This is a genomic window from Streptococcus sp. 32226D021BW, from assembly GCF_053545015.1.
The window spans coordinates 1-754 of record NZ_JBPPVC010000039.1; the positions used below are offsets into that span (position 1 = coordinate 1).

The following is a 754-nucleotide window of genomic DNA, read 5'->3' on the forward strand; positions in this document are numbered from 1 at the left end:
GTGCGGAAAACAGATCAAATTGACGCCGAAAAACTGGCTCAATCTCAATTTGTGCTGAATCGTAAACCCACTTATGTTCAAAAAGAAATCTACCAAAACTTGCGAGATCTCAGCCGTTTCTATCAGAATCTGACCGAGGACATTGTTCGAGCTAAAAACCGTCTGCACAAGGTCGTACAAGTCACTTTTCCTGAATTGGAAACTATCTTATCAACACCATCTGGCCAACAATACTGGAACTTAGTTATAGCTTTTCCTTGTAAGGAATGCGTACTTGAGTTAAGCAAGAATGAACTATCAAAGAGCATTCGTCAATCCACCTCAAAACGTATTTCTGACAAGCGTGTGGCGTACTTAGCTGAGAAGCTTACAGTACTAGCTAATCAATCTTACTGTGTCGTCAAGAAAACCTCTCCAATACTGGAAGAGGTGCGTTACTATGCAAAAGAATTGCTTCGGCTTTCTGAACAGAGACAGGCAGTCTTAGACGAAATGGTAGAACTAGCTCAGCCATTACCTGAATATGACATTCTGCTCTCTATTCCTGGAATAGCTGAAACCACAGCGACCAGCATCATTGGCGAACTGGGAGATATTCGCCGTTTTCAGTCTACCAATCAAATCAATGCCTTTATCGGTATTGACCTGAGGCACTATGAATCGGGTAACTTCCTCGCTAAGGAACACATTACCAAGCGTGGCAATCCCTACGCTAGAAAGATTCTGTTCAAATGTATTCACAATATCGCTTCAG

The 754-nt window shown here is 42.2% G+C and carries 1 protein-coding gene; it reads left to right on the forward strand.

Going from position 1 to position 754, the window contains the following annotated elements; translation table 11 throughout:
• Positions 1-754: IS110 family transposase (locus tag ACEE44_RS10325; protein ID WP_449172166.1), on the forward strand; the 754-nt coding region annotated here is incomplete at both ends.